The organism is Kitasatospora sp. NPDC001683, assembly GCF_053596495.1.
In genome coordinates, this window is the sequence record NZ_JBSFGK010000075.1 from 1 (window position 1) to 15,818 (window position 15,818).

The following is a 15,818-nucleotide window of genomic DNA, read 5'->3' on the forward strand; positions in this document are numbered from 1 at the left end:
CTCGGTCGACTCCGACCCGCACTTCGGCGAGGTCTCCGGTCTCACCCGGGAGGCCATGCGCCCGGTCCACCCTTTCCAAGAACCGTGAAGGCAACAGCGGCCCCGGCCAAGGTTGTTGGGATCAACCGGTTTCGCCGCCCCGCCGGACGTATCCGGCGGGGCGGCGAAGCGGGAACTAGCGGGGTCGTGATGAGGCGGGCCGAGCACCCTCGAACTGGAACGTCAACCCAGCGGTTGTCGCGGCCTACGCGTTCGCGGAGCGAAAGGATTGGGCCAGAACCGCAGCTGACGGCCGCCGCTCAGGGTCATGAGTGAGGCCAGCGAGCACAGCGTCTTCGAAATGCGGGAACGACCAGGGCCGGACAGCCGCGAGCTCTCGGGGGCGGCAGGCGGCAATGTCGGCGAGGAGCTCGGACCGGCCGCTGTCCGGGTCGCGGTAGTCGGTCGGCGGGGTGCGGGTCCAGGACCAGAACAGGGAGGCGGCCAGTGACCAGACGTCTGCCTCGGGGGTGGTGGTGATGTGGTCGGTAGTGTCGAGGATCAGGGTGGCGATCTCGGGGGCGGTGGTGTGGGCCAGGCCGCCGCGGTGGACGTAGAACGGTAGGGCGACAGGGCCTTGGGCGCAGGCCAGGTCGATGATTCGTACGGCGTCGTGCTCGAAGACGACGTGGTCGGGTTGGAGGTCTCCGTGGGTCCAACCGGCGGCGTGGAGGTCGGCAAGTGCTTCGGCGGCCTCGGCTGCGGCCGTCAGGATCGAGCGTCGGATGGCGGGTGTGTCGTCGCCGCGGTGGGCGGGTTCCAGGGTGTCCCAGAGGCTTGTGCCGTCGATCCACCGCATGGTCAGCCAGGTGCCTTGGCCGTGGGTGCCGTGGGTGCCGTGGGCGATGTAGTGATCGGCGCGGAGGACGGCCAGGACTTCACCTTCGCGGCCAGCCATCAGGCCATCGGTGATCTTCAACGCGGTGTCGCCGACCTTGAAGAAGGTGGTGCCGCGTCGCTCGTGCAGGAGCTTCGGGTCGCCGTCCAGGCCGAGCTCGGTGATCAGGGGGTGCACAGAAGTCCTTCCGGGATGGCTTTCTTCGGCTGGTGTTCTGATGGTCAGCCTGCCGGAGTTCGAGGCCGGGGGCGAGTGGTGGGTGTGGCAGCTGACGGCTGGATGCCGTGCTCGGGGCGCCTGCGCCGGACAGTCCTCAAGTTGCCCTAGGGTGTGGGGAGTTCCCGGTGGCGGCTCGCTGCCGGGACTTCGTGCTTCCTGGGGCGGAGTGGATCATGCGATACGTGCGGTTGCTGCGTCGTGGACCTGTGCTCCTGCTGTGGGGAGCGCAGACAACGTCGGTGTTCGGCGACCGGCTGTACGCGATGGCCGTGATGTGGATGGCGTGGGAGCACGCGGGCGCCGGGGTAATGGGCCTGGTGGCCGTCGCCGAGTCGCTGCCGTACGTCGTGCTGGGCACGCTGGGACGCCGGGTAATGGACTGGTTCGCGTCGCTGCTGGCTCTGGCGGTGGTGGACGCGGTCCGGCTGGTCCTGGTGGCCGCGCTGCCGTGGGCGTGGGCCGAGTTCGGCACGGTGGGGCTGATCACCTCGGCCGCTCTGCTGGGGGTGGGCGGGGCCCTGTTCGACCCGAACCTCGGCGCGATGGTGCCGGACCTGGTCAGGCCGGACGAGGTCCAGGCCGTCAGCGGGCTGATGGACCTGACCGGCCGGATCTCGCGCGTCGCCGGGCCGGGGGCGGCCGGGCTGCTGCTGGCGGTGATGCCGCTGGCCGGGCTGTTCTGGGTGGACGCGGCGACGTTCGCCGTCTCGGCGCTCGCCCTGGTGCTGCTGGCCGCCAGCGTCCGGCCGGGTGCTGCCGCTCCGCAGGCCGGGCTGCAGCCGGCGGGGACGCAGCCAGGTGCCTGGTCGCTGGTGCGGACCCATCCGGATACCGGTGTGGTGCTGGCCGTGCACGGGATCGGGATCTTCGCCGGGGCGGTGTCTCTGGCGATGCCCGCGCTGCTGGCTGCCCACCTCGACGCCGGGGCTTCTGCCTACGCGGCGGTGCTGGCCTGTACCGGCGCCGGGGCCCTGGCCGGGAACCTGGCGGCAGGGAACGTGCGGCTGCCGGCGCCGCTGACGGCGGTGTACTGCGCGGCGTGGGCGGTGTCCGGGCTGGTGCTGGCGGCCACCGGGCTGGCCGGGTCGCTGCCGGTGCTGCTGACACTGTCCGTCCTGTCGGGGGCGGTGTCGCCGTTCCTGCAGATCGCGCTGTCCACGCACTTCGCACTGTTCCCTCCGGCCGCCCGCAGGCGGCTGCTGACGGTGGACCTGACCGTGATCCGCACCTGCGGGACGGTCTCGATGCTGTTCGTCCCGGCGCTGGCCGCCACCGGCCCGAGGGTCGCATTCCTGGTCGGCGGCCTGGTGGTGACGGTGGTCGGCTGGGCGGGTGCCGTGCTGGTGCTCGCCCTGGCACGGGGCCGCCGGCCGCTGCCAGAGGTCGAGCCGGTTCCGGAGCTGGCGGCCCGCGACTGAGCCGAGCCGGGCCCCGCGGCGCGGGGCCCGGCCGGTGTGCTGGTACTGCTCAGGTCAGCTGGCGATCAGCTGCCAGTGGGTGACGGTGATGTCCTCCAGCTGGATGCCGAGCTGCTGGTAGATCCGCTGGTGCATGGCGCCGAACCAGGCGTCGCGCCGGTCGTCGAAGAACTTCTGGTCGTACCAGGCGACGCCGAGGAGGACGGTGCCTCCGCCGTTGGGGTTGCCGGCCTCGGCCTCCCAGTAGGTGCACTGCCAGTCCCAGAGCATGAGCTCCTCGGGGCGGTTGCGCAGGCGCTCGTCGGACTCGCGCAGGGACTGGATGCACCGCTCGGCGGTGGCCGCGTCGGGGCAGTAGTAGGTGCAGTCGGACTTGGCGATCGGGGTCTTGTCGGCGCGGCGGGCCGCGTCGGCGTCCTCCCCGGTCAGGACGCGGACCCGGGTCACCAGGTCCTCGCGGGTGGCGATCTCTTCGAGGATGGTCACGGTGTTGTGCTCCTCTCGATGGGGTGTTGATCCCTTGGGTGGTGCTACCAGCCCGTCCCGGTGACCGGGTCGGGGCTGGGGCTCTGGGGGTCGCGGCGGCGGATGCCGCCGGGGGCGACATAGCGGACGTTCAGGCCGACGCGGGCGCCGTCGCTGGAGTTGGTGCCGGAGCGGTGCAGCAAACGGCTGTCCATGAGCAGGGCGGTGCCGGCACGCAGGGGAAAGGCGGTGGTCTTGTCGGAGTTGAACCCGCTGGCCTGGTCGGCTCGGCCGCGTTCGGCGCCGTGCTCGTCCTCCGGGGCGAACGGCAGGTAGCCGAAGTGATGGGAGCCGGGTACGGCGTGCAGGCAGCCGTTGCTCACGGTGGCGTCGCTGAGGGCCAGCCAGGCGGAGACCGAGCGGTCGGGGTCCAGTTCGAGCCGGGCGTCGATGCCGTCCTGGTGCCAGGGGATCTCGAAGGTGCGGCTGGGCCACTTCACCACGAGGAAGGTGTTCTCCACCGCGACGTCCGAACCAATGGCCTCGTGGACGGCGGCCAGCAGCTGCGGGGCGCGCACGGCAGCGCGGGCCCACGCGGCACTCAGGTGCGGGTTACGGATAATCTCCCGCTGCTGGGCACGGTGTTCGGCGACGAGCCGGGCGGCGCGCGCACGGGCGGCACCGGGGGTCGACCATTCGACGCCGGTCCGCAGCCCGCGGCGGCCGAGAACGCCGTTGGTCCTGGTCATGCTGGTCACTGGATCTGATCCCTTCCTGACGGGGGTTCCTGCCTAGCGAGCCGGAACGGCGGGACGGGTGCTGCCGGGGCAGTACGGAGCCTGTATCGGCGGCCGGCCACGGCGGCCGATCGCATTCACGACGGCCCGGACCGCTCGGCGCGGCCCAGCGAGGACCTGCCGCCGAGTCACCGGCTGCTCGGGCAGCGCCAGCTCCGCCCAGACCCGCTTGCCCCGCTCAGTCCGCTCGGCCCCGTGGGCCAGGGCCAGGCACTCGACCAGCTCCAGCCCCCGACCGCTCTCCGCGTCCGCACCGGCCCAGCGGCGCCTGGGCAGCACGATCGAGCCGTCGTAGACCTCGACCAGGGCCCGCCGCAGCCGGACGCTCACGTAGACGGCAACGGTGAACATCGACCGGTCGGAGTGCTGCACGGCGTTGGTCACCAGCTCGGAGGTGACCGTGTCCAATGCGAGCCGCGCGTCCTCATCGAGCAGGACACCCCAGCTGGCGATGCGGGTCCGCACCCTGCGGCGGGCGACGGGCACGGAAAGCGGATCTCTGGTCAGAAAGAAGACATGGGAATGCATGACCACGGTGGGGCACCCTTCGGCACTGGCCTGGAGAGCGGCACCGGCCATCTGGGAATGGACGAGCAGGTGGGCGGTACCGCCGATCGCGGAGCCGAAGCAACCCCGTCTTGCGGGGCTCGCGTTCGGCCTGACAATGAGTCAACAGGCATGTGCTCGGCGTGAACACGGTAGAGACACCCCTGACGCTTGAAACCCTTGAAACCCGGCCTGGGGGCGGCGATGTCAACACGTGAACGGACACCCAATGGCAAGCTCGCCGCGCTGATCGAAGAGTGCCGGTGGGCGAGTAACGGCGAGTTCGCCCGCGCGGTCAACCGGACCGGCACTGAGGTCGGATACAAGCTCAAGTACGACGAGTCCGCCGTCTCACACTGGGTCTCGGGCACCCGCCCCATGACCAAATACCAGAAGGTCGTCCTGGAGGCCCTGACCCGTCGGCTCGGGCGGCCCGTCACCGCGTTCGAGGCAGGCTTCGCCGATCGCCCTGACGTTCAGCCCCAGTCCACGGATACGGTGGCTGGACTGATCGACCTCGGGAGCATGGACATGGACCCATCGCGCAGGGGCGTACTCGGGGCGGGCCTGTATTCGGTCGCCCTCACCATCCCCGGCTGGCCGGACGTCGTCGGGCGGTTCGAGCGGCTGAAGGCCGATCCGCACACCAGGATCGGCATGGCCGAGGTCCAGTCCGTGATCGCCATGACCGAGCGGATCAGCGAACTGGACGACCAGTTCGGCGGCCGGACCGCCCGCCCGATGGCCGCCGCGTTCATGGTCAACAACATCGCCCCGTACCTCAAGGCCACCGCCTCCGACGAGGTGCGCAAGGCGATGCTCTCCGCTGCGGCCGATCACCTGTATCTGACCGGCTACATGGCCGTGGACGAGCGCCTGGACCTGCTCGGTCAGAGCTACTACACCAAGGCATTGGAGCTCGCCCTGGCCGCCGGCGACCACCTCACCTACTGCACCACCCTGCGCGGCATGAGCGTCCAGGCCGTGGAACTCGGCCACGGCGCCCCTGCCCTGCGGTACGCGAACGCCGCCGCGGCCGCCTCACCCGAGGCAGGACCGCGGATGCGCGCCTTCCTCGCCGGCCAGCAGGCCCACGCCCTCGCCCGGACCGGCGATCGCGCCGGAGCGCTCGCCATGCTCCGTGCGGCCGAAGTCGCCATGGAGCAGGCCGAGTCCAAGGCGAAGGCCCACGGCTCCTACGACCCGTCCTCGCTCTCCTACCACGTCTCCCAGGTCAACTACGAGCTCGGTGACCGTGAAGGCGCGATCCGCGCGCTCCTGCACTCCGAGAAGGTCCGGCCCACCGTGTACCGACGGGCCCGCGTCCGTCACCGCTCGATGCTCGCCGAATGGCAGCTCGAAGCCGGCCGGCTGGAGGAAGCTGTGCACAACTGGAATCTCGCCCTGGACGATTTCCCCCACGTCCAGTCCGGCCGGGCCGACGACCGCTTCCGCACGATGCTCTCCGCGACCCGGCCGCACCGCCGCAACCCCCATGTGCGCGAACTCCTTGAACGCGCCCACCCCATGGCAACCGGCCGCCGGATCTGACCAGCGACACGGACTCCATAATTGTCAGCGCTCGCCGCGAAGCCTTGCCCCCGATGTCAAGGGCGGGACCTTGGTGGCGCCACCACGGCCTCGCACTCAACAACCCTTCCGGCTGCGGATTTCACAAATGCTCCGCACTCCCAGTAGCGAATGTGCTACTTTCCGCATCATCAACAGAACACAGTTGACCCCGGCGGTGGTGGAACACCCCGGGGTCCGGCACAGGAGCTGACACTCCCAATGCAGATTCATCGTAGCGCCCACGCGCGCTGTTTCACCGTACTTCCGAACGGCCTCCTCCAGGACCGTCGCCTCAGCTTCACCGCGCGCGGCCTCCTCGCCGATCTCCTCTCCCGCCCCGACGGTTGGCGCGAGGACGGGCGGCACATGGCCGACACCAGCCCGCAGGGGCGAGGCGCCATCCGCCGGGCGCTCAAGGAGCTGAAGGACGCCGGGTACTACCGCGTCGACACGTTCCGGCTGCCGAACGGCACCGTGCGCTCCGAGGCCCATGTGTTCGACACGCCCCAGTCCGCACCGGCTGTCCCCCAGCCGGCCGCCGGTGAGCGGGGCACCGGCCGCGCTGTCACCCCTCCCGTAAAGGAACCGGAAGAAGTACCCACCCTCCCTGCCCAGTTGACGCAACGGGTCGAGCAGACCGGCGCGGCGGTGGCAGCGCTCTTCCGCGCGATCCGGCCCGAGCCGCGGTTGCGCCTCGGCGAGGCCGAGGCGCGGCAACTGGCGCCCCTCGTCGCCCAGTGGCTGGAGCGGGGCAGTTCGGCGGCCGAGTTGGCCCAAGCCCTGCTCCCCGCCCTGCCCACGCCCGTGCACTCCCCGGTGGCCCTCCTGCGCGACCGCCTCCGACGCAAGATGCCACCCGTCCGAGCACCTCAGGCCCCACCCGCAGAGTGCGCCAAGTGCCACGACCCGGTGCCCCGACCCGGCATCTGCCGCCCCTGTGCGGGCCTCGGCGGCACCAGGACCCTCGCGATCGGCATCGGCGCCGCCGCCACACCCGGCGGCGCCGCCCGTGCCCGCGCGGCCCTGCGCGGGCGTGGCGTGTCCGCCACCGCATGAATGCGGCCCCAGCCACGGAACCGGCGCTCAGGTAGACAGCGAGATCGGATCGCTTTCCAGCGCGGCTGAGCCCGTCGGCCGGTCCCGTGCTGTCCGCTGATCGGGTGCGGGGCGATAACCGGGCGACAAGGTCGGGCCCCGGGCAACTACGCTGTCGGCCGTGACAGAACGGCTACCGCTCTTCCCGCTGAACACCGTGCTCTACCCGGGCCTCGTGCTGCCCCTGAACGTCTTCGAGGAGCGCTACCGCCGTCTCGTCGCCGACCTGCTCGAACGGCCCGAGGACGAGCCGCGCCGCTTCGGCGTGCTCGCCATCAAGGACGGCCGCGAGGTCGCCCCGGTCCGGCCCGAGGACGGCCCGGCCGGCCCGCTCGACGGGCTCGGCACCGTCACCGGGGACCCGCTGGAGGCGATGTTCCACATCGGCTGCGTCGCCGACCTCTCCTCCGCCCAGCCCCAGCCCGACGGCCGCTACGAGCTGCTGGTCACCGGAACCACCCGGTTCTGGCTGCGCTCCGTGGACGTCACCGGTCCGTACCTGACCGGTGAGATCGAGCCGATCGAGGAACGCCCCGGTGAGGGCTCCGGCGCCCTCGCCGCCGAGGTCGAGCGGGCCTTCCGGGTCTACCAGAAGCGCCTGGCCGGCGCCCGCGAAGCCACCACCCACGGCCGCCAGCAGCTCCCCGACGACCCCCAGGTGCTCTCCTACCTGGTCGCCGCCGCCTCGGTGTTCGAGACCCCGGTCAAGCAGCAGCTGCTCGCCTGCCCCGACACCGCCCAGCGGCTGCGCACCGAACTCGACCTGCTGCGCCGCGAGAGCGCCGTGCTCAGCTGGCTGCCCTCGCTGCCCGCGGTCGACCTCACCCGCCAGTCCTTCAGCCCCAACTGAAGCCCCGAACCGAAGCCCCGAGCCGAAGCCCCGAACCGAAGCCCCGACCGACCCAGGACCCCCGCATGGCCAAGAAGCCCAAGAAGGGCGGCCAGGGCACCCCGGCCACCGTCGCCCTGGAGACCGCCGCCGTCCCCTTCACCGTCCACGCCTACGACCACGACCCGGCCGCCGCCTCCTACGGCGGCGAGGCCGCCGAGGCCCTCGGCGTGGCCCCCGAACGCGTCTTCAAGACCCTGGTCGCCGACGTGGACGGCACCCTCACCGTCGGCGTGGTCCCGGTCGCCGGCCAACTCGACCTCAAGGCGCTGGCCGCCGCCGTCGGCGGCAAGCGCGCCGCCATGGCCGACCCGGCCGCCGCCGAACGCAGCAGCGGCTACGTCCGCGGCGGCATCTCCCCCCTGGGCCAGCGCCGCCCGCTCCGGACCGTGATCGACGCCAGCGCGCTCACCCACCCCACCGTCTACGTCTCAGCGGGCCGCCGCGGCCTCGAGGTGGAACTGACCCCCACCGACCTCATCACCCTCACCCAGGCCCACACCGCCCCCATCGCCCGCTGAGACGCCTCCAACCCAAAATCCCCGCGCCCCGAAAGCGACAGGACAGGGGCGCGGGGAACCGCGCGGAGCGGAAGGCCCCGGCCCGCACCCGGCCGCCGGCCTTCCAGCCCACCCATGAGACTCAGCCCTGCTCCCGCTCCTCAGCCCCCCGCACCGGCCCGTCCACCGGAGCCGGAGCCCCCTCCGCAGGAGGACCCGCAGGAGGCCCGTACGTCCCCGCCGGCACCCCCCAGTACGGCGGCGGGTCCTCCTCCCGCTTCCCGAACGCCGCCGACAGCGCCAGCAGCACCACCATCGCCGCCATCGGCCACACCAGCAGCGCTCCCAGCGCCCCCAGGTCGATGCTCGCGTCGAAGTGCCCGCCGTTGCCGACCCGCCGGGCCTCCCCGATCAGGTTGTCGCTGGGCCCGAGCCAGCGCCCGAGCTTCCAGGCCCCGATCGAGCCGAGCAGTCCGCCGATCGCCAGCCCCAGCGCGACCGAGATCCCGCCGCCGCGCTTGCGGGTCACCAGGAAGGCCCCGAGCGCCGTGAGGACGCCCGCGCCGAGCCCGATCAGCACGAACACGGCGTCGGCCCCGGCCCGCTGCTCCCCTTCGGGGTCGACGTAGAGGATCCGGTCCCCGTCCACGACCAGCGGCACCTTGGGCGCGAGCCAGGCCCACAGCCCGGCCATCACCAGTCCGACCAGCAGGCAGGCGAGCACGACCCCGGACCCGATCTTCAGCTCGTCCGGCAGCGGGTGCTCCGCGACCGGCGGAGCCGGCGGCAGACCGGCCGGTGGCTCCTCCGCGGAGACCGGCGGCGGTGCGAACGGGTCGGGTACGGCTCCCGGCTCGGCCGGCACGTCGGCGCGGGCGGGTTCCGGAGGCGTGTTCGGTACGGTCACAGGCCCCATCGTTTCACGACGGTCGCCCGAACGGCCCACCCACCCGAACACCCACCCGAACGGCCGCCCGAGCGCCCGACAGCCCCCTACCGCGCGACCGCCCGCCGGTAGGCCCAGGTGGCCAGGGCCAGCGACACCACGCCGACCGCCGCGCACACCCCGAGGTCGGCGAGCACCATCCCCCAGTCCGGGTGGGGCGCGAAGGTCCGCGCGAAGGCCTCGACCCCGTAGGTCGAGGGCAGCAGGTCGCGCAGCCACAGCACCGGCTGCGGCAGGTGGTCGACGGGCAGCACGCCGAGCAGCAGGGCCGCCGACATGCCGAGTTGCCCGAGCATGGTCGCGATCTCCTGCCGCGGCGCCAGCAGCCCGCAGGCCGCGCCGAGCCCGGACAGCGCGGCCCCGGCGAGCGGCACGACGGCGAGCAGCACCCACAGCTGCCCCAGCGGCAGTCCGAACATCACCGCGCCGATGCCGGCCGTGACGACCGTCCCGGGCAGGGTGAAGGAGGCGTACGCGGCGGCCGCGCCGAGCACCACCGAGGCGGCGGGCACCGGGAGCGTCGCGTAGTGGTCGAGGCCTCCGGTGGCCCGCAGCTTGCCGAAGTACTGGGCCAGCAGGTTGAGCGCGACGAACGCCACCACCAGCACGCTGGACCCGGCGACCACGGACCGCGCCGCCGAGCTCTGCCCGGCGTCCACGACGCCCCGCATCATCACCAGGATGCCGACGGACTGGAAGGTGGCCACGAACAGCAGCGGGATGCGCGCCACCTTGGCCCGGGCGAGCTGTGCCCGGTACACGGCGGCGAGCGCGGGCAGCAGCCGCGCCGCGGGGGCGAGCGGGGCGGGGGGAACGGCGGACCGACGGGTCTGCGGGGGCACCGAGAGCAGCGTCATTTGGCCAGTCCTCCGTGGCGGCCGCCCAGCTTGAGGTAGGCGTCCTCGAGGCTCGGGGTGGCGAGGGTGAAGTCGTCGAGGGCGGCGAAGGCCGGGCCGCTGGTGACGGCGGCGACCAGTTCGCGGGCCTGCTCGGGGGTGGTGCGGACGGTCCAGCGGCGCCCGGTGCGTTCGGCCCGTTCGGCGAGTTCGGCGACGGCGGGGACGCCGGTCGGCGCCTCGTCCCGCCAGACCAGGTCGAGCCGGACGTCGCCGTCCACGAGGGCCTTGAGCCCGCCGGGGGTGTCGCACGCGATGACCCGGCCCTCGTCCACCACGGCGACCCGGTCGAGGACGGTCTCGGCCTCGATCACGTTGTGGGTGACCAGCAGCACCGTCGTGCCGTGGTCGGCCCGCCGCCGGTCGACGGCCGACCAGACGGCCCGCCGGGCGACCGGGTCCATGCCGGTGGTCGGTTCGTCCAGGACGAGCAGCGGCCGTTCCCCGACCAGGGTGGCCGCGAAGCAGGCGAGCCGCCGCTGTCCGCCGGACAGTTTGGCGAGCGGCCGCGCGGCGATCGGCTCCAGCCCGAGCTCGGTGAGGACGTCCGCCGCCGCGGAACGCGCCGCGGAGCGGCTGAGCCCGCGCAGTCGCCCGGTGGTCTCGGCGGCCAGCGCGACGGTCAGCTCGTCCAGCGCGGTGGATTCCTGCCCGAGGTAGCCGAGCAGCCGGGCGGCCCGCTCGGGATGGCGGACGATGTCGTGCCCGAGCAGTTCGACCGTCCCGGAGTCCGGCCGCAGCAGGCCGGTGAGCTGGCGGACCAGGGTGGACTTCCCGGCGCCGTTGGGCCCGAGCAGCCCGAAGATCTCGCCCTGGCGGACGGTCAGGCTGATCCCGTCGTTGGCCCGGATCCGGGTGGCGGCGGCGCCGCGCCCGCTGCGGTAGGTCCTGACCAGGTCGCGTACGGCGACGCACGGCGGGGTGTCCTGGGGTGCTGGCCCGGCCGTCTCGTTCACGACCGGAGACTTTACGCGCTCACACGGGCGAACCGGACAACGGGGGCCGATCGCCGGGGACCCGGTCAGCGGTCAGCCGGGGCCGTGGGCAGCGGTCAGTCGTCCACCACCATCGACCCGCCCGGCACCCGGGCCGCGAGTTCCTTCCAGAACCCGGCCCGGATGGCGTAGCGGTCGTGTTCGTCGATCTGGTCGTCCTTGTGCGCGAGCAGCCCGAAGCGGGCCGCGTAGCGCAGCAGCTCGCCGTCGACCCGGTGCGGGATGCGCGGGTAGTCGGGCCAGAGCACGGTGAGCCGTTCGAGGTCGCCGAGCCGCTCGCTCCAGCGCCGGGCGAAGACCTGCCCGACCTCGTGGGCGTCGCCGCCGATGGTGGTGATGTCCTCCTCCCGGTCGGCCCAGCGCTGTTCGGCGGTGGTCAGCTGGGCCAGGGTCGGCAGGCCGTCCCCGGCGGTGACGGAGGGCTCGGGCGCGGGCCGGTCGACCCAGCCGCGGTCGGAGGACCAGCGCAGTACCGGGCCGCCGGGCGCGTGCCCGTTGGCCACCGGCCCGCCCGCCGCGTTCCCGTTGGCGGGCAGGCCCGCCGCCGGGGTGATCGGGGTGACGGCCGAGACCCGCCCGGCGAGGTCCTTCGGGGTGGGCACCACCCGCAGCGCCGCGGCCGGCTGCGGCCGCCCGTGCGCGGCGGGCTCCTCGGGCACCGCCGCGGCGGCCGGCCGGACGCCCGGGGGCACCACGCTGGGCAGGGGGGCCGGCGGGGCGGAGAGGATCTTGGCGATCTCCTGGCGGGCGCCGCCCGTCCCGGGGGCGGGGAACACCGGAGAGTGGTCCCGCAGCGAGAAGGACCCCTCGATCCACTCGCGGTCCAGCACCCGCCGTTCGTCGGCCTCGCCGACCAGGTCCTCGGACTGGTTGAAGTCCCCGTCGGCGGCCTGCAACGCCCACAGGTGCACGGCCACGCCGTGTTCCTTGGCGGTCATCATCCCGGGCAGCAGGTCGCCGTCGCCGGTGATCAGCACGACATCGGCGCAGGCCCGGTTGCGGGCGAGCTCGGAGAGTTCGGCGTGCATCGCGGCGTCCACGCCCTTCTGCACCCAGCGCCCCTCGGCCCGGGTGAGGGCGCCCAGCCGTACGGTGACCCGGGGCAGGACGCGCAGCCGCCGGTGTTCGGGCATCGGGCGGCGGTCGGGGGCCGCGTCGAACCAGTAGATCCGCAGCAGCGGCAGCCCGGTCTCAGCCTCGGCGCGTTCCCGCAGGGCGCTGATCAGCGCGGCGTGGTCGACGGTGACCTTGGAGCGGGAGGGGTCCCCGGCGAGCAGGCTGGCGGCGGCGCCCAACAGGTATCCGGCGTCCACCAGGACGACACAGCGGTCCATCTGCGCACCTCTTTCCGCTCGCCCTCGGAGGTCGGTCTGGGTAGGCGATCTGCCCGTCGGCCGAACGTTCGGGGTGAGGGGCCCCCGTGACCGCCCGATCGTTGGGTCACCTCTTCCCCATGGTTCGCGGCCCGAACCTCGGGGGATGTCCCGGTCCCGCAACAGCCGCCCCAACGAGTCGCAAAGAAACACGAAGGCGGGCCCCGTTCAACGACGGGGCCCGCCAAACGTCACACGCGGCGTCAGCCGTTGAGCTCCTCGGCCACCAACTCGGCCAGCTGGACGGCGTTGAGCGCGGCGCCCTTGCGCAGGTTGTCGTTGGAGACGAACAGCGAAAGGCCGTTCTCCACGGTCTCGTCGACCCGGATGCGGCCGACGTAGCTCGGGTCCCGGCCGGCCGCCTGCAGCGGGGTGGGGATCTCGGACAGCTCGACGCCGGGGGCGCCGGTGAGCAGTTCGACGGCCCGCTCGGGGCTGATCGGGCGCTCGAAGCGGGCGTTGATCTGCAGCGAGTGGCCGGAGAAGACCGGGACGCGCACGCAGGTGCCGGCGACCTTGAGAGCGGGGATTCCGAGGATCTTGCGGCTCTCGTGGCGCAGCTTCTGCTCCTCGTCGGTCTCGTTCGAGCCGTCCTCGACGATGGAGCCGGCCAGCGGCACCACGTTGAAGGCGATCGGCCGCTGGTAGACCTTGGGCTCGGGGAACTCGACGGCGGAGCCGTCGTGGGCGAGCCCGGCGGCGCCGTCCACGACCTTGGCGGCCTGGTCCTGCAGCTCGGCCACGCCGGCCACGCCGCTGCCGGAGACGGCCTGGTAGGTGGAGACGACCAGGGCGGCGAGGCCCGCCTCCTCGTGCAGCGGGCGCAGCACGGGCATGGCGGCCATGGTGGTGCAGTTCGGGTTGGCGATGATGCCCTTGGGTCGGTCGGCGATGGCCTCCGGGTTGACCTCGGAGACGACCAGCGGGACCTCGGGGTCGCGGCGCCAGGCGGAGGAGTTGTCGATGACGACGGCACCGGCGGCGGCGACCTTGGGGGCCAGGGCCTTGGAGGTGGAGCCGCCGGCCGAGAAGATCACGATGTCCAGGCCGGTGTAGTCGGCCGTGGCGGCGTCCTCGACGGGGACCTCGGTGCCCTGCCAGGGCAGCGTGCGCCCGGCCGAGCGGGCCGAGGCGAACAGCCGCAGCTGCTCCACCGGGAAGTTGCGCTCAGCCAGGATCTCGCGGACCACGCCGCCGACCTGGCCGGTGGCCCCGACAATGCCGATCTTCATTCCGACTACTCCTCTGGATGGTGCTGTCTACAGCCGCACTCTGCCCATCATGCCTTGTCACGGGCGTCGTACGAGCTGCTGTTCCACGGTGTGAGAGGGCCCCCGGACGGCCCTACTGGTCCAGACCACTCGCGAGGGCCAGGGCGGCCGCGACCTCCGCCTCCCCGGCCGGCAGCAGCGGCAGCCGCACGTCCGGGGTCGGGATCCGGCCCTGGGCGTGCAGCACGCCCTTGGTCACCGCCGGGTTCGGCGCCGTGAAGGCCGACAGCGCCAGGCCGGTCAGCCGATGCCCGAGCGCCCGGGCCCGCTCGACGTCCCCGGCCCGCCAGGCCTGGTACAGCTCCACGAACCGGCCGGTCGCCAGGTGCGCGGAGGCCAGGATGCCGCCGGCCGCGCCGAGCGCCAGCATCGGCGCCAGGAACGCGTCCTCGCCGGTCATCACCGCGAACCCGGCCGGGGTGTCGGCGAGCAGTTCGGCGGCCGTCTGGTCCAGCCCGCCGGTCGCGTACTTGACGCCCACCACGCCCTCGATCGCGGCCAGTTCGCGCAGCGCGGCGGTGGAGAGCTGCTGTCCGGTGCGGTACGGGATGTGGTAGACGACCAGCGGCAGCGGGCTGCTCGCGGCCAGCGCCCGGAAGTGCGCGACCGTCCCGGCCTCGCCCGCCCGGACGAAAGCCGGTGTGGTGACCAGCGCCGCCGCCCGCGGCACCCGCGCGCCGAGCGCGGCCAGCGCCTCGCCGACGGCCCTGGTGTCGCCGCCGGAGGCGCCGACGATCAGCTGCGCCCCGCGCTCGGCGCAGGCGGCCGCGGTGACGTCCACCACCGCGTCCCGCTCCTCGGCGGTCAGCGCGGCGGGCTCACCGGTGGTGCCGAGCGCGACCAGGCCGGCCGCCCCGGCGTCCAGGACCTCGTGCGCGAGCTTCTCCAGCGCGTCGAGCGCGACGCTGCCGTCGGCGGCGAAGGGGGTGATCAGCGGGATGTAGATGCCCTCGAGTTCCAGGCTCCTGAGTTCCATGCCAATGATCCTGCGGCCCGCCGATCGCCCAGGTCCAGTTCACATTTCCGACGCTTCTCGTAAGCTGAGCCGATGCTCGACGTCCGACGCCTGCGCCTGCTGCGCGAACTCGCCCACCTCGGCACCATCGCGGCCGTCGCCGAGGCGCTGTCCTTCAGCCCTTCGGCGGTGTCGCAGCAGCTGTCCGTCCTGGAGAAGGAGGCCGGCGTCCCGCTGCTGGAGCGCACCGGGCGGCGGGTCACCCTAACCCCGGCCGGGCTGGGCCTGGTCCGCCACGCCGAGGCCGTGCTCGCCCTGCTGGAGCAGGCGGGCGCCGAACTCGCCCACGCCAGGCGGGGATTGGCCGGGCCACTGCGGATCGGCACCTACCCCTCGGCGGCCCGCGCGATCATCCCGGCGGCGCTCGGTGGCCTGGCCGCCTGGCACCCGGGGCTGGAGCCGATGGTCACCGAGGTCGACCCGGCGGCCGTCGGCGCGGCGCTGCGCGCGGGCGAGCTGGACGTGGCGCTGGTCCACGAGTACGACCTCGTCCCGGCCGACCCGGAGCCGGGCCTCGCGGTGACCCGCCCGGTCTTCACCGAGCCGATGTACCTGGCCGCCCGCGCCCCGGGGACGGTCGCCGAGCAGCGCGGCGCGCCGTGGATCATGTCCCCGCCCGGCACCCTGTGCCACACCATGGCCGTCCGGGCCTGCGAGGCGGCGGGCTTCGCGCCCCGGATCCGGCACCAGATCGACGACTTCACCACGGTGCTCGCCCTGGTCGCCGCTGGTCAGGGCGTCGCCCTGGTCCCCCACCTCGGCACCGCCCAGCCCCCGCCGGGCGTCGTCCTCACCCGCCTGCCCATGTACCGCCGCACCCGCGCCGCCTTCCGCGCCGGCGCGGGCTCCCACCCGGCCATCTCCGCCTTCGTCTCGGCCCTCCACACGGCCGTCCCCCCGGGCCTCGGCAGCGGCGCCTGAACACGCGAAGGCCCGGGACGCGT

At 73.3% G+C, this 15,818-nt stretch carries 16 protein-coding genes; 6 read left to right on the forward strand and 10 right to left on the reverse strand.

Annotated elements, in window-relative coordinates; translation table 11 throughout:
• Positions 1–244: 244 nt before the first annotated feature.
• Positions 245–1,054, reverse strand: a complete 810-nt coding sequence (locus ACWCYO_RS30600; protein WP_449786014.1) for a protein kinase domain-containing protein — start codon at positions 1,052–1,054, stop codon at positions 245–247.
• Positions 1,055–1,269: 215 nt separating this feature from the next.
• Between ACWCYO_RS30600 and ACWCYO_RS30605 the strand changes: the two genes are divergently transcribed.
• Positions 1,270–2,514 (forward strand): MFS transporter, encoded by a 1,245-nt coding sequence (locus ACWCYO_RS30605; RefSeq protein WP_270147581.1) that lies wholly within the window; start codon positions 1,270–1,272, stop codon positions 2,512–2,514.
• A 54-nt stretch (positions 2,515–2,568) separates the two neighbouring features.
• On the opposite strand, the gene ACWCYO_RS30610 is transcribed toward ACWCYO_RS30605, so the two are convergent.
• From ACWCYO_RS30610 to ACWCYO_RS30620, 3 genes are read right to left on the reverse strand one after another with little or no spacing between them, the layout of a single operon-like run.
• The gene (locus tag ACWCYO_RS30610; RefSeq protein WP_449786015.1) at positions 2,569–3,000 is read right to left on the reverse strand and encodes a hypothetical protein; all 432 of its coding nucleotides are present in this window, start codon (positions 2,998–3,000) and stop codon (positions 2,569–2,571) included.
• Positions 3,001–3,044: 44 nt separating this feature from the next.
• Complete coding sequence (locus ACWCYO_RS30615) at positions 3,045–3,728, reverse strand: phytanoyl-CoA dioxygenase family protein (RefSeq protein ID WP_449786016.1); 684 nt, start codon at positions 3,726–3,728, stop codon at positions 3,045–3,047.
• A gap of 42 nt (positions 3,729–3,770) precedes the next feature.
• The gene (locus ACWCYO_RS30620) at positions 3,771–4,262 is read right to left on the reverse strand and encodes an ATP-binding protein (protein WP_449786017.1); all 492 of its coding nucleotides are present in this window, start codon (positions 4,260–4,262) and stop codon (positions 3,771–3,773) included.
• 264 nt (positions 4,263–4,526) lie between these two features.
• On the opposite strand from ACWCYO_RS30620, the gene ACWCYO_RS30625 reads away from it, so the two are divergent.
• The 4 genes from ACWCYO_RS30625 (at position 4,527) to ybaK (ending at position 8,399) form a co-directional block, all read left to right on the forward strand.
• A complete protein-coding gene (locus ACWCYO_RS30625) occupies positions 4,527–5,873 on the forward strand; it encodes a tetratricopeptide repeat protein (protein WP_449786018.1) in 1,347 nt (448 codons plus the stop codon).
• A gap of 240 nt (positions 5,874–6,113) precedes the next feature.
• Positions 6,114–6,950, forward strand: coding sequence for a hypothetical protein (locus ACWCYO_RS30630; RefSeq protein WP_449786019.1), 837 nt, complete (start codon positions 6,114–6,116; stop codon positions 6,948–6,950).
• A 160-nt stretch (positions 6,951–7,110) separates the two neighbouring features.
• Positions 7,111–7,839, forward strand: coding sequence for an LON peptidase substrate-binding domain-containing protein (locus ACWCYO_RS30635; RefSeq protein ID WP_270147573.1), 729 nt, complete (start codon positions 7,111–7,113; stop codon positions 7,837–7,839).
• 65 nt (positions 7,840–7,904) lie between these two features.
• Positions 7,905–8,399: a Cys-tRNA(Pro) deacylase gene (gene ybaK, locus ACWCYO_RS30640; RefSeq protein ID WP_270147571.1), complete on the forward strand. Its 495-nt coding sequence runs from the start codon at positions 7,905–7,907 to the stop codon at positions 8,397–8,399.
• A 121-nt stretch (positions 8,400–8,520) separates the two neighbouring features.
• On the opposite strand, the gene ACWCYO_RS30645 is transcribed toward ybaK, so the two are convergent.
• The 6 genes from ACWCYO_RS30645 to ACWCYO_RS30670 form a co-directional block, all read right to left on the reverse strand.
• Complete coding sequence (locus ACWCYO_RS30645; RefSeq protein WP_449786020.1) at positions 8,521–9,285, reverse strand: hypothetical protein; 765 nt, start codon at positions 9,283–9,285, stop codon at positions 8,521–8,523.
• A gap of 86 nt (positions 9,286–9,371) precedes the next feature.
• Positions 9,372–10,181, reverse strand: a complete 810-nt coding sequence (locus ACWCYO_RS30650; RefSeq protein ID WP_270147566.1) for an ABC transporter permease — start codon at positions 10,179–10,181, stop codon at positions 9,372–9,374.
• Positions 10,178–11,176 (reverse strand): ABC transporter ATP-binding protein, encoded by a 999-nt coding sequence (locus tag ACWCYO_RS30655; RefSeq protein ID WP_270147565.1) that lies wholly within the window; start codon positions 11,174–11,176, stop codon positions 10,178–10,180. Before ACWCYO_RS30655 ends, ACWCYO_RS30650 begins: the two co-directional genes overlap by 4 nt.
• A 95-nt stretch (positions 11,177–11,271) precedes the next feature.
• Positions 11,272–12,549, reverse strand: coding sequence for an NYN domain-containing protein (locus tag ACWCYO_RS30660; RefSeq protein WP_449786021.1), 1,278 nt, complete (start codon positions 12,547–12,549; stop codon positions 11,272–11,274).
• A gap of 242 nt (positions 12,550–12,791) precedes the next feature.
• The gene (locus ACWCYO_RS30665; protein WP_270147562.1) at positions 12,792–13,820 is read right to left on the reverse strand and encodes an aspartate-semialdehyde dehydrogenase; all 1,029 of its coding nucleotides are present in this window, start codon (positions 13,818–13,820) and stop codon (positions 12,792–12,794) included.
• A gap of 112 nt (positions 13,821–13,932) precedes the next feature.
• On the reverse strand, positions 13,933–14,835 hold the full coding sequence (locus ACWCYO_RS30670; RefSeq protein WP_270147560.1) for a dihydrodipicolinate synthase family protein: 903 nt from the start codon (positions 14,833–14,835) through the stop codon (positions 13,933–13,935).
• Between the two features lie 72 nt (positions 14,836–14,907).
• On the opposite strand from ACWCYO_RS30670, the gene ACWCYO_RS30675 reads away from it, so the two are divergent.
• Positions 14,908–15,795, forward strand: a complete 888-nt coding sequence (locus ACWCYO_RS30675) for a LysR family transcriptional regulator (protein WP_449786022.1) — start codon at positions 14,908–14,910, stop codon at positions 15,793–15,795.
• The last annotated feature ends 23 nt before the right edge of the window (positions 15,796–15,818 follow it).